General features: G+C 65.7%; 13 protein-coding genes. 4 read left to right on the top strand and 9 right to left on the bottom strand.

From position 1 onward, the window contains the following. The gene (locus NUW50_RS06785; RefSeq protein WP_258288346.1) at nt 1-873 is read right to left on the bottom strand and encodes a BRCT domain-containing protein; all 873 of its coding nucleotides are present in this window, start codon (nt 871-873) and stop codon (nt 1-3) included. Between the two features lie 295 nt (nt 874-1,168). On the opposite strand from NUW50_RS06785, the gene NUW50_RS06780 reads away from it, so the two are divergent. The 4 genes from NUW50_RS06780 to NUW50_RS06765 all read left to right on the top strand — a co-directional run bounded on the left by NUW50_RS06780 (nt 1,169) and on the right by NUW50_RS06765 (nt 2,926). Continuing rightward, nucleotides 1,169-1,450: a BrnT family toxin gene (locus NUW50_RS06780; RefSeq protein WP_258288345.1), complete on the top strand. Its 282-nt coding sequence runs from the start codon at nt 1,169-1,171 to the stop codon at nt 1,448-1,450. Then, nucleotides 1,404-1,691: a BrnA antitoxin family protein gene (locus NUW50_RS06775; RefSeq protein ID WP_258288344.1), complete on the top strand. Its 288-nt coding sequence runs from the start codon at nt 1,404-1,406 to the stop codon at nt 1,689-1,691. Before NUW50_RS06780 ends, NUW50_RS06775 begins: the two co-directional genes overlap by 47 nt. A gap of 69 nt (nt 1,692-1,760) precedes the next feature. After that, complete coding sequence (locus NUW50_RS06770; RefSeq protein ID WP_258288343.1) at nt 1,761-2,210, top strand: DMT family transporter; 450 nt, start codon at nt 1,761-1,763, stop codon at nt 2,208-2,210. Between the two features lie 41 nt (nt 2,211-2,251). Further along, nucleotides 2,252-2,926 carry a hypothetical protein gene (locus NUW50_RS06765; RefSeq protein ID WP_258288342.1) on the top strand — a complete coding sequence of 225 codons (675 nt, stop codon included), beginning with the start codon at nt 2,252-2,254 and terminating at the stop codon, nt 2,924-2,926. A gap of 80 nt (nt 2,927-3,006) precedes the next feature. Here NUW50_RS06765 and NUW50_RS06760 read toward each other — a convergent pair whose 3' ends face one another. The 8 genes from NUW50_RS06760 to dprA all read right to left on the bottom strand — a co-directional run bounded on the left by NUW50_RS06760 (nt 3,007) and on the right by dprA (nt 12,517). Then, nucleotides 3,007-5,025, bottom strand: a complete 2,019-nt coding sequence (locus tag NUW50_RS06760) for a M3 family metallopeptidase (RefSeq protein ID WP_258288341.1) — start codon at nt 5,023-5,025, stop codon at nt 3,007-3,009. A gap of 75 nt (nt 5,026-5,100) precedes the next feature. Beyond that, on the bottom strand, nt 5,101-5,901 hold the full coding sequence (locus tag NUW50_RS06755; protein ID WP_258288340.1) for an amino acid ABC transporter permease: 801 nt from the start codon (nt 5,899-5,901) through the stop codon (nt 5,101-5,103). Nucleotides 5,902-5,925: 24 nt separating this feature from the next. After that, complete coding sequence (locus NUW50_RS06750; protein WP_258288339.1) at nt 5,926-6,714, bottom strand: transporter substrate-binding domain-containing protein; 789 nt, start codon at nt 6,712-6,714, stop codon at nt 5,926-5,928. Between the two features lie 75 nt (nt 6,715-6,789). After that, nucleotides 6,790-7,080, bottom strand: a complete 291-nt coding sequence (locus tag NUW50_RS06745) for a GNAT family N-acetyltransferase (RefSeq protein WP_258288338.1) — start codon at nt 7,078-7,080, stop codon at nt 6,790-6,792. Beyond that, on the bottom strand, nt 7,073-7,696 hold the full coding sequence (locus tag NUW50_RS06740; protein WP_258288337.1) for a 3-oxoacid CoA-transferase subunit B: 624 nt from the start codon (nt 7,694-7,696) through the stop codon (nt 7,073-7,075). Before NUW50_RS06740 ends, NUW50_RS06745 begins: the two co-directional genes overlap by 8 nt. Beyond that, nucleotides 7,696-8,400, bottom strand: coding sequence for a CoA transferase subunit A (locus NUW50_RS06735; protein WP_258288336.1), 705 nt, complete (start codon nt 8,398-8,400; stop codon nt 7,696-7,698). The genes NUW50_RS06740 and NUW50_RS06735 overlap by 1 nt, the downstream gene beginning before the upstream one ends. 117 nt (nt 8,401-8,517) lie before the next feature. After that, entirely contained in the window at nt 8,518-11,148 is a 2,631-nt protein-coding gene (topA, locus tag NUW50_RS06730; protein ID WP_258288335.1) for a type I DNA topoisomerase, read from the bottom strand. 211 nt (nt 11,149-11,359) lie between these two features. Further along, entirely contained in the window at nt 11,360-12,517 is a 1,158-nt protein-coding gene (dprA, locus tag NUW50_RS06725) for a DNA-processing protein DprA (RefSeq protein ID WP_258288334.1), read from the bottom strand. Between the last annotated feature and the right edge of the window lie 13 nt (nt 12,518-12,530).

The following is a 12,530-nucleotide window of genomic DNA, read 5'->3' as shown; positions in this document are numbered from 1 at the left end:
TTAAGCCTTTGATAATCTAAGGAACTGATGCTCAGATACAAACAGTGGCCGATTAGATGTCTGTCTAAGCTTAAGTGATTTGATCATCTTCGTTCCCCGATTGAGCTCAATCCAATCGCGCGATGCATTGCCGCCAATGAAGAGATAGTCTGTCTTCCGAGTGACTGCTCGTTCAACAATGGCGCCGAACCCAGAAATTCTTTCCTCCATTATTCTTCTGGGTGAGACAGAAAAACTTCCTGTAAGAACAACTCTCTTGTTCTCAAGATCGCTGTTTATGTCGGAAATTTTGTATTCCTCGAAGTTTGCTACACCTCCTGTTTGTGCCAGTCCTGTGTCTCCGTAGGAATCGCCAACGACATGACCGATGGCATCGCAGATCTCATTGCTTTCTGTGTCATCAATAATTCCATCGGCTATCGCATCCGCGCATGTGACAAATATCTGGCGGACACCCACTACATCTCTTATCGAGGGGTTTCTTTCGATGTAGGATATCAGTCCTTGAGCCTCATGCAGTGTAATCCGTCCATCGCAAACGATACCTCTGCAAAATCCGAGGAACCGGTTCAGACTGCTCTTCGTGCAGGTTGGGTCGATTTCTGAAAGCCGAAGACGCGCCGCATCAGCAATGGTTGCGTGTTCAAGAAGGTCGCTCTGAAAATCCTCGATAATGTCATATGCGTCCCCGTCGGAAGCGCGCAGCACAAACTCTTCACACTCTGCTATCAGAGGGGCAACCTCACCTTTTTCTACGTAGCCACTTGCAGCAATGCCTTCGAGGAAGCCGGTGAAGTGACAAAAGAACTTCTTCTCATTGTTTCGTCTATGGATTCGTGACAGTTCCACACCGTTATGCTCGAGTTCAGCCATGAGGGCCTCCTAGTTTTCTCGATTTTCAGATACGAAATGCGGGCATGTCAAGATTGTCGAATGATGATGGAATATCGGAACTGATTACCTGCGATATGGATATATTAGGCTGAAACCATTCCGCCCCCTCCCGCCCGGCCGCAGGCCGGGCAGCGGCCGACCCGCCCCCCACGGGCCGGCCGCTGTCCGTTTCGCACCTCGGCAACCGCACCGGCCATCTCCCCTTTCACCTCCCGTTAACCACACCTCCCGCATCCTCCCGGCATCCCTTGCGAATTAAACATGCATACATTAAATGTGGGACTGGGACTGGGACGAGACCAAGCGCCGCAGCAACCGCGCCAAGCATGGCGTGGACTTCGCCGCGATCGTCCGGTTCGACTGGGAGACGGCGACTTTCGAAGAAGACCGCAGACGCGACTATGGTGAGGTTCGCGTCGTTTCGGTCGGCAACCTGGATGGCAGGCTGCACATCTGCACCTGGACACCGCGTGGCGGGAGACCCCGCCTCATCAACCTGAGGAAGGCCAATGACCGCGAGAAAAAAGCCTACTACCGCGCCCGCGCCCCTCATTGACGAAGAGGGCGAAGTTCGCGAACTGACCGAAGAGGATTTTCGCCGGTTCCGCCCGATGTCCGAACGCCCCGACCTCCTTGCCCTGGTCAAGGGGCAGGGCCGGCCGCCGCTTCCGCCCTCGAAGAAGAAGCAGCGCGTCACCATGTACCTCGACCCCGACGTGCTGGCCCGGCTGAAGGCCGACGGCAAGGGCTGGCAGACCCGCGCCAATGCCGCGCTGCGCAAGGCGCTTGGCCTCTAGAGGCGCCGCCCCCTTCCCCCCGCCGGTCCCGCCGACTAGGCTCTGCCGCATCCAGCCCGGAGCCCGCCCATGCTGCCCGATACCCTTCGTCACGCCACGGTCATGTTCGCCGCCGGGGTCGGCATCCCGATCCTCGCCGCGATCAACGCGCAGCTCGGCGCCCGGATCGGCGCGCCCTTCGCCGCCGGGGCGGTGCTCTTCGTCGTCGCCTTCCTTGTCGCGCTGGTCTCGATGCTGCTGCTGGGGCAGGGCGGGGCGCTCGCGAAGCTTCCCGCGCAGCCGCCGCATCTGTTCCTGGGCGGCTGTTTCGTTGCCTTCTACGTGCTTTCGATCACCGTCATCGCGCCGCGCTTCGGCGTCGGAAATGCGGTGATGATGGTGCTGCTCGGGCAACTGGTCTCGGCCGCGGTGATCGACGCCTTCGGCCTGTTCGGCGCCCGGGTGATCGGCCTTTCGGCGCAGCGGATGATCGCGCTGCTGCTGATGGCCGTCGGGGTCGTCCTGGCGCAGACCTCCTAGCCCTCTCGACGCATCGTGATGGCTCGCATAGCCTTGCCGCCATGCGAAGATTTCTGTTCCTCCTGCTCACGCTTCTGGCTGCCTGCACAAGGCCGCTGGCGCCGCCCGAAGCCGCCTTCCTGCGCAATTTCACCGGCGACCGGCTGGACACTTCGGCGATCCGAATCCATCCCGGTCTGGTCACGCTGACCCGGCGCTTTCCGGTGCAGCCGCGGTTGACCTGCCAGAGCCGTCTCTACCCGCCGAACCCGAACAAGACCGCGCTCGGCGCCGCCCCGGCGATGACGCTGTGGAACACGATCATGGTCCGCTCGGACTGGGCGGCGAAGGATCTCACCGGCGGGGTGCCGCGGCAGATGGATCTGGTGCGGGCGATGCTGCTGGCGCATGAGGCGGTGCATGTCTGGCAATGGCAGCACCGGGCCGAGACCGGCTATACCCCCTGGCGGGCGGCGCGCGAGCATGTCACCAGCGCCGATCCCTATCTGTTCGACCCCGACACCACGGCCGATTTCAGCAGCTTCGGCTACGAGCAGCAGGGCGCGATCGTCGAGGAGTATCTCTGCTGCCGGGTTCTCGCCCCGAATGCCGAGCGGACCCGGCGCCTGCACGAGATGCTGGCCAAGGTCTTCCCCGTCTCCCCGATCTCGACCCCGCTGGCGCAGCAGGTGCTGCTGCCCTGGCGCGGGGTGCAGATCGAGGGGATTTGTGACTGAGCCGTTAACCACGATGATGTCCCCACGGGGTTCGCAAGGAATTTCAACGGCTTGACCCCCCGTCCCCATGGGGACGCCGGCTATCCGTCCAGCCCGCGGCCCTTCAGCAGCGCCTCGGGCCCCGGCATCCGGCCCCGGAAGGCGGTATAGGCGGCGTCGGCCTCCTGGCTGCCCCCGGCCGACAGGATGAACCGCTCCAGCCTGTCCGCCGTCGCCGGGTCGAAGGCATCGCCGACCTCCTCGAAGGCCTGGAAGGCATCGGCGTCCATCACCTCGGACCACATGTAGGAATAATAGCCCGAGGAATAGCCGTCGCCGGCGAAGACATGCGCGAAATGCGGGGTCGCGTGCCGCATCCGGATCGCATGCGGCATCCCGATCCGCTCCAGCTCCGCCGCCTGCGCCGCCATCGGATCGGCAGGCGCGGGACCGTCGTGAAACGCCAGATCGACCAGCGCCGAGGCGACGTATTCGACGGTCTGGAACCCCATGTCATAGGTCTGCGCCGCCAGCAGCCGGTCCAGCATCGGCTTCGGCATCGGCTCTCCCGTCACCGCATGGGTCGCGTACTTTCCCAGAACCTCCGGCACTTCCAGCCAATGCTCGTAAAGCTGGCTGGGAAGTTCGACGAAATCGCGCGGCACCGAGGTGCCCGAGATCGACGCATAGGTCACATCCGACAGCATCTGATGCAATGCGTGACCGAATTCGTGGAACAACGTCCGCGCGTCGTCGTAGCTGAGCAATGCCGGTTCGCCCTCGGCCGGTTTGGCGAAGTTGCAGACGTTCACCACCACCGGGCGAATCTCTCCGGCCAGTTTCTGCTGCTCGCGGAAGGCCGAGCACCATGCGCCCGAACGTTTCGAGCCGCGGGCGAAATAGTCGCCGATGAACACCGCCAGATGCTTGCCGTCCTTCATTGCCTCCCAGGCCCGCGCGTCGGGGTGATAGAGCGGCACGTCCAGCGGCCGGAAGGTCACGCCGAACAGCCGGGTCGCGCAGTCGAAGGCGGCCTCGATCATCCGGTCGAGTTGCAGATAGGGTTTCAGCTCGGCCTCATCCAGATCATGTTCGGCCCGGCGCCGCTTTTCCGAGTAATAGCGCCAGTCCCAGGCTTCCAGCCGTCCGTTGATGCCGTCTTCGTGCATCATCTCTTCCAGCCTTGCGGCGTCGGCCTCGGCCTTGGCGCGGGCCGGTTTCCAGACCTGCATCAGAAGGTCGCGCACCGCCTCGGGGGTCTTGGCCATCTCGGTTTCTAGCTTGTAGGCCGCGAAGTTCGGGTAGCCGAGCAGTTCGGCCCGCTCCTGCCGCAGCCGCAGGATTTCGGCGGCGATCTCGCGGTTGTCGGTGGCGCCGCCGTTCTCGCCGCGTTTCGACCAGGCTTCATAGGCCTTCCGACGCAGGTCGCGGCGGGGCGAGAATTGCAGGAAGGGCACGATCAGCGAGCGCGACAGGGTGACCACCGGCCCTTTCGCACCCTTCTCGGCCCCGGCGGCGCGGGCGCTGGCGACGACGAAATCGGGCAGGCCCTCAAGATCGGCTTCGGAGAGTTCCATGAACCAGTCCCGCTCATCGGCCAGAAGGTTCTGGGTGAACCGGGTCGAGAGCACCGCCAGCCGTTCCTTGACCTCGGCCATCCGGCTCTGCGCTTCGCCTTCCAGTGCCGCGCCCGCGCGGACGAAGCCGCGCCGGGTCAGCATCAGCACCCGGTTCTGCTCGGGCGTCAGACCGAGTGTATCGCGCGCTTGCCAAAGCGTCTCGATCCGCTGGAACAGCGGCCGGTTGCGGGTGATCTCCGAGCCATAGGCGGCCAGCTTGGGCGAGAACTCGCGCTGCAGCGCCTCGCGGGTCGGGTTCGAGTCGGCGCCGGCCAGGTTGTAGAACACGCCCAGCACACGGTTCAGGGTCTCATCGGCCAGTTCCAGCGCCTCGATCGTATTGGCGAAGGTCGGCGCTTCGGGGTTCTCCGCGATCCGGGCGATTTCGGCGCGCGCCTCGGTCAGGGCGGCTTCGAAGGCGGGGGCGAAATCGGCATCGGTGATCTCGGCGAAGGGCGGCAGATCGAATTGCGCGGTCCAGGGCGAAAGCAGGGCGTTCATGGGCGGGTCTCCTTTGCGCGGCACTCTAGGCGTGCGGCGCGGCAGGGAACAGCCCGCAGGGGCGGGAAAGCGGCCTCAGCCGGGCTGGCGCCGCAGATGCCGTTCCAGTCGCCGGAGCAGCAGCGACAGGCCGATGGTCATGAACAGATAGATCAGCGTCACCACGTTGTAGGTCTCGAAATAGCGGAAGTTCCCCGCCGCCGTGACCTTGCCCAGCTGGGTGATGTCGGCGACGCCGAGCACCGAGACCAGCGAGCTGTCCTTGACCATGGCGACGAAGTCGTTGCCATAGGGCGGCAGGATGGTCCGGAAGGCCTGCGGCCAGACCACCAGACGGAACCGGTTCCACCCCTTCAGGCCGAGCGCCTTGGCGGCCTCGATCTGGCCCGGATCGACAGCGGTGATTCCGGCGCGGAACACTTCGGCCAGAAAGCTGGCATAGGCGAAGGTCAGTGCCATGATCGCGCGCCAGAGAAAGGGGAAGTCGCGGGTCTTCATTGGCTCCCAGCCGGTCCAGCCGGTGGCCCAGTTCCAGGCCGCGATCAGCGCCGGGGCAAAGACGAAGGCGACATAGAGCAGCAGCACCATGATCGGGATGCCGCGCATGATCTCGATGTAGAACCGCGCCAGCTGCCGCAGCAGCAGCCAGCGCGACAGCCCGGCCAGCGCCAGGCCCAGCCCCAGCAGCGTTGCGAAGGCATAGGCCACCAGGGTGACGAAAAGGGTGATGCCGATGCCCCGCGACAGGGTGGTGAGGACCCGGAAATAGAGATCGTCCGCGACGACCTGCCACAGGAGCCATGCGCCGATCAGCCCGGCGGCCACCAGCCACCAGGGAAAATCGGCCTTGTCAGCCTGGGCTCGTCTTTGGGTCATGTGGCGCGAGGGTCGAGAGAGGGATCACTCGCCCTGCTTGAAGTCCAGGAACCAATGCTTGTTCAGCTTTTCGATCGTGCCGTCGGCCTGCATCGAGGCGATTGCGGCATTGATCGGCGCCACGAGATCGGAGCCCTTGGGGAAGATGAAGCCGAAGTCCTCGGCGCCCAGCGGCTCGCCGATCAGCTTCAGCCCGCCATCCGAGGCCGCGACATAGCCCTTGCCGGCGGTGCCGTCGGTCAGCACCAGATCGACATCGCCGGCCTGCAGGGCCTGAACCTCGGCGCCGAAGGTCTCGAACAGCTTGATCCGCGGGTTGGCCTCGTCGCCGTCCAGCACATCGTAGACCCCGACATAGAAGGGCGTGGTGCCGGGCTGGGCGGCCATCAGCAGATCGGGGTCGGCGGCAAAGCTGGCCGCATCGGTGAAGCGGGTCTCGTCGCCGCGCACCAGCATGACCATTTCCGAATGCATGTAGGGGTCCGAGAAATCGACCATTTCCTTGCGGTCGTCGCGGATCGTGATGCCGGTCATGCCGATGTCGAACTGGCCTTCGCTGACTGCCGGGATCATCGCGTCCCAGGAGATGTTCTCGTAGGTGATCTTGGCGTTCAGGCGCTTGGCGATCTCGGCCATGGCGTCGTATTCCCAGCCGATCTGGTTGCCGTTGCCGTCCAGGAACTGCAGCGGCGGATAGGCGTTCTCGGTGACCACCGTGATCTCGCGCCCGCCCAGATCGGGCAGGTCCTGCGCTGCGGCGGGCAGGGCGGCGAACAGGGCAATTGCGGCAAGGGCAGCGCGGCGGGTCAGCATCGGTGTCACTCCGGTGTCAGGAAACTGTTGTGCACAGGTTAAGACTGCGGCGCGGGGGGAGTCCAGCGGTGGCGCTCAGTCCGCGATCACATCCGCCCAGTCCGGATGCCGCCGTACCTGCGCCTTGATGTAGGAGCAGACCGGGACGATCTTGACCCCTTCGGCGCGGGCGTCCGCGATCAGCCGGTTGGCCAGTTTCAGCGCCACGCCCTGGCCGCGAAACGTCTCGGGGACGTTGGTGTGATCGGCGATGATGCGGCCGGGGCCGGCGATGGAATAGGTCAGCTCGGCCTCGGCCCCGTCCAGCGCATAGACATAGCGGCCCTTCGACCCGGTGACTTCGCGGGTGATCTCGATCTCAGACAAGGGTCGCCTCGGTGGCGGAACGGAACTGCGCCTCGGTGACGCCATCGGCCAGTTCGACGATATGCAGGCCCTTGTGGGTGACGTCCAGCACGCCGAGATTGGTGATGATCCGGTCGACCACGCCCTTGCCGGTGAGCGGCAGGGTGCATTTGCGCAGCACCTTGGATTCGCCGTGCTTGTTGGTGTGGTCCATGACCACCACCACCCGGCCGACGCCGGCCACAAGGTCCATCGCGCCGCCCATGCCCTTGACCAGCTTGCCGGGGATCATCCAGTTCGCCAGGTCGCCGGTCTCGGACACTTCCATCGCGCCGAGGATCGCCATGGCGATCTTGCCGCCGCGGATCATCCCGAAGGAGGTGGCGCTGTCGAAATAGGCGGTGCGGGGCAGTTCGGTGATCGTCTGCTTGCCGGCATTGATCAGATCGGGGTCTTCCTCGCCCTCATAGGGGAAGGGACCCATGCCCAGCATCCCGTTCTCGGATTGCAGGGTGATGTCCTTGTCGCCGACATAGTTGGCCACCAGCGTCGGGATCCCGATGCCGAGGTTCACATACATGCCGTCCTTCAGTTCCTCGGCCGCCCGCGCGGCCATCTGGTTACGGTCCCAGGGCATCAGACGGCCTCCTTCTTGCGGGTCGTGCGTTGCTCGATCCGTTTCTCGTGTTCGCCTTGGACGACCCGGTGCACATAGACGCCGGGCAGGTGGATCGCATCGGGGTCGAGCGAGCCGGTGGGCACGATCTCCTCGACCTCGGCGACGCAGGTCCGGCCGCACATCGCCGCCGGCGGATTGAAGTTGCGCGCGGTCTTGCGGAAGATCAGGTTGCCGGTCTCGTCGGCCTTCCAGGCCTTGACGATCGACAGGTCGGCGACGATGCCGCGCTCGAGGATATAGTCCTCGCCGTCGAAGGTCTTCACTTCCTTGCCCTCGGCGATCACCGTGCCGACGCCGGTCTTGGTGTAGAAGCCGGGGATGCCGCAGCCGCCGGCCCGCATCCGTTCCGCCAGGGTGCCCTGCGGGTTGAATTCAAGCTCCAGTTCGCCGGACAGATACTGCCGCATGAATTCGGCATTCTCGCCGACATAGGACGAGAGCATCTTCTTGATCTGCCGCGAGGCCAGCAGGACGCCCAGCCCGAAGTCATCGACGCCGCAGTTGTTCGAGGCGACGGTCAGGTCCTTGGTGCCGGCGTCGCGGATCGCCGCGATCAGCAATTCCGGAATGCCGCAGAGGCCAAAGCCCCCCGCCGCGATGAACATGCCGTCGAACAGAAGCCCGTCGAGCGCTTCCGAGGCCGTGCCATAGACTTTCTTCATGGGGTCCCCCGAGAGGTTTGCTGTTCTCTTCTCCGTCCCGGGTCCGCCGGAGTCAATGCTGCGCTGCGGCGGATCGATCAAGATAGCGCTAACCGTCCCCGGGTTGGCGATCCGCCGCTATTCCGCGGCGGGTTTCCTGGCCGCCGCCTTCTTTGCCGCGGGTTTCTTCGCGGGCGCTTTCTTGGCTGTGGTCTTCTTGGCGGCCGGCTTCTTGGCGGCGGCCTTCTTCGGCGCCGCCTTCCGGCGCCCGCCCTTGCTGGCGGCCTTGGCATTCACCAGCTCGACCGCCTGTTCCAGGGTCACCGACTCGGGCGGCAGCTCCTTGGGCAGGGTGGCGTTGACCTTCTCCCATTTGACATAGGGCCCGTATTTTCCGTCCATCACGTTGACCGGCCCGCCATCCGGATGCTCGCCCAGTTCGCGCAGCGGGGGTGCCGCCGCGCGGCCCCGGCCCGGCCCGCGTGCCGCCTTTTCGGCCAGAACCTCGACGGCCCGGTTCATCCCGATGGTAAAGACCTCGTCGACCTCGGGCAGGTTGGCATAGACCCGGCCGTGCTTGACATAGGGCCCATAGCGGCCGATCCCGGCCTCGATCAGCTCGCCATCCTCGGGGTGGTTGCCGACCGGGCGCGGCAGGCTGAGCAGCAGCACAGCCTTTTCCAGCGTCAGTTCCGAGGCATCCCAGCCCTTGGGCAGGCTGGCGCGGGGTGGTTTCGGCACTTCTTCGGTGGCCTCGCCGCGCTGCACATAGGGGCCGAAGCGGCCCGACCGCAGCGAAATCTCGTCGCCGTTGTCCACACCGAGAACCCGGTCACCGCCGCCCTCGGCCTCGTCGCCCGAGCCGCCGATCGGCCTGGTGTAGCGACATTTCGGATAATTGCCGCAGCCGATGAAGGCGCCGCCCGAGCGGGCGGTCTTCAGGTTCAGCCGTCCCTCGCCGCAGAGCGGGCAGATCCGCGGATCGCTGCCATCGGCGCGCGGCGGATAGAGATGCGGGGCCAGAACCTCGTCGATCTTGGTCAGGACCTCGGAAATCCGCAGCTCCGAGGTTTCCGCCAGCGCCGCCGAGAAATCGCGCCAGAACTTCTCCAGCACGTCCTTCCAGTTCCGGTCGCCGGCCGAGACGTCATCGAGCTGCGCTTCCAGATCGGCGGTGAATTCATAGGCCAGATAACGCGAGAAATACGTCATCAGGAAGATCGTGACGAGACGGCCCTTGTCCTCGGGGATCAGCCGGTTCTGTTCCTTGCGGACATATTCCCGCTCCTGGATCGTCGAGACGATCGAGGCATAGGTCGAGGGTCGCCCGATGCCGAGCTCTTCCATCCGTTTCACCAGGCTCGCCTCGGTGTAGCGCGGCGGCGGCTGGGTGAAATGCTGCGCGTTTTCGACCTGGCGTTTTTCGGCGGTTTCGCCCTCGGTAATCTGCGGCAGGCGGCGCTCGTCATCTTCCTCGGCCCCGGTGCCGTCGGCGGCGGGCGCATCGTCGCGGCCCTCGGAATAGACCTTCAGAAAACCGTCGAACAGCAGCACCTGGCCGGTGGCCCGCAGCCCGACCTGGTCATCGTCGCTGCCGATCTCGACCGTGGTCCGTTCCAGCCGGGCGCCGGCCATCTGGCTGGCGATGGTCCGCTTCCAGATCAGGTCGTAGAGCTTGCGCTGGTCGCCATCGGTCAGGCCCAGTTTCTCGGGCGTGTTGGCCATGTCGGTCGGCCGGATGCATTCATGCGCTTCCTGCGCGTTCTTGGCCTTGTTCTTGTAGATGCGCGGGCTGTCGGGCAGGTATTCGGCCCCGAAGGCCTGCTTGATCGCCTCGCGCGCCGCCGCGACCGCCTCGGGGGCCATGTCGATGCCGTCGGTCCGCATATAGGTGATATGCCCGGCCTCGTAGAGCCGCTGCGCCGCGTTCATGCATTGCCGCGCCCCCATGCCGAACTTGCGGCTGGCTTCCTGTTGCAGGGTCGAGGTCATGAAAGGGGCGGAGGGGTTCTTCGAAGCGGGTTTCGCCTCGACCTTGCGGATGCTCAGTGCCCGGCTCTCGACCGCGGCCTTGGCCAGTGCCGCCTCGGCCTCGGTCGCCAGGTCGAACTTGTCGAGCTTCTTGCCGCCGTAGCTGACCAGCCTTGCGGTATAGGTCTGGCCGCGCGGCGTCGCCAGCACCGCCGAGACGGTCCAGTATTCGCGCGGCTTGAACGCCTCGATCTCCATCTCGCGCTCGACGATCAGCCGCAGGCAGACCGATTGCACCCGGCCCGCCGACTTGGCGCCCGGCAGCTTGCGCCAGAGCACCGGCGACAGGTTGAAGCCGACCAGATAGTCCAGCGCCCGGCGGGCCAGATAGGCCTCGACCAGTTCCATGTCGACCTGGCGCGGATGCTGCATCGCCTCGGTCACGGCGGATTTGGTGATCGCGTTGAAGGTCACCCGGCTGACCTTCTTGCCCTTCTTGAGCTCCTTGGCCAGCGCCTCCTGCAGGTGCCAGGAAATCGCCTCGCCCTCGCGGTCGGGGTCGGTGGCGAGGATCAGCGTGTCGTCGGTCTTCAGCGCCTCGGTGATCGCACGAATGTGCTTTTTCGAGTCGCTGGCGACCTCCCATTTCATGTTAAAGTCCTGCTCGGGATCGACCGACCCGTCCTTGGGCGGCAGGTCGCGGACATGGCCGAACGAGGCCAGAACCACATAATCCGAGCCCAGATATTTGTTGATCGTCTTGGCCTTGGCGGGCGATTCGACAACGACGACGGGCATGAAATTTCCTTAGCAGAACGGGGGCGGATGGCCCGGGGCGGGGGGCCGGACCGTTTGGCGGGGGAACATGTGGGCGGGTCGGGAGGATGTCAATGCAGGCCGGAACGACGTCGGGTCGCAGCGTTTCGGGCCCGGCGCCGGGCGTCGCAAGGCGGGGATGGGTGCGCGCGCCGGCGCCTACGGTCAGGGCGCGTGGCGTCGCGGCAGGGTCTCAGTTGATCCGGGTCAGCAGCCCGCCGGCCTGGCGTTCGATCCGGCCTTCCAGTTCCAGGTTCAGCAGTTCGGCCCCGATGTCGCTGGCCGCCAGGCCCAGGTCGCGGATCAGCTGGTCTTCGGCCAGCGGGCTGGGTGACAGACGTTCGAGGATCTGCCGGTGCAGGGCCGAGGTCCGGGCCAGGTCGCGGCGCTGTGGCGGGGTGGGGATGCTGTCGGCGGGCCGGGGCGGCGGTGCCGCCGCCGCTTCGTTGCGGGCGGGCGGCGCCGCCAGCGCCTCGATCACATCCTCGGCATTGCGCACCAGCAGGGCGCCGTCGCGGATCAGCATGTTGCAGCCCGAGCAGCGGGCATCCATCGGATGGCCCGGCACCGCCATCACCTCGCGCCCCGCGTCCAGTGCCGCCCGGGCGGTGATCAGCGAGCCCGATCTTGCTGCGGCCTCGACCACCACCACCGCCCGTGCCAGCCCGGCGACGATCCGGTTGCGGCGCGGGAAATGGCGGGCCTGCGGCACCGTGCCCATCGGCTGATCCGACAGCCGCAGCCCGCGGTCGCCGATCTCCTGCGCCAGCACGGCGTTTTCCGGCGGATAGACGACATCGACCCCGCCGGCCATCACCGCCAGGGTTCCGGTCGCCAGCGATCCCAGATGTGCCGCGGTGTCGATCCCGCGGGCCAGGCCCGAGACGACGATATGCCCCGCCCGGCCCAGCCCGTCGGCCAGCGTCCGCGCCATCCGGGTGCCGAGACTCGAGGCATTGCGGGCGCCGACCAGCGCCACGGCGGGACGGGCCAGCAGCGACAGGTCGCCCAGGGCCCAGAGCAGCGGTGGCGGGTCGTCCAGCTCCGCCAGGGCGGCGGGATAGGCATCTTCACCAAAGGCGATCAGCCTGGCCCCGGCCAGCCGCCCGGCCCGCCGCTCGGCCCGGACGACATCGAGCGGGCAGACCCGATAGTCCTCGACCCCGGCGGCACGGGCGACTTCCGGCAATGCCTCCAGCGCCGCCGCGGCGCTGCCATGTTCGGCCATCAGGCGGTAGAATGTCGTCGGCCCGACCCGGCGCGAGCGCAAGAGGCAGAGCCAGTGCAGCCGCTCTTCTTCCCCGTGGGGTGGGTGGATGGGGTGGGGGGGAGAGAATTGATCTTCAGCCATTCCGGGGTCCGCA

This window comes from Frigidibacter sp. ROC022 (genome assembly GCF_024723735.1).
Classification (GTDB): Bacteria; Pseudomonadota; Alphaproteobacteria; order Rhodobacterales; family Rhodobacteraceae; genus SLM-1.
The sequence above is the reverse complement of the archived record's forward strand: the minus strand, read 5'-3'. Positions and strand labels throughout refer to the sequence as shown.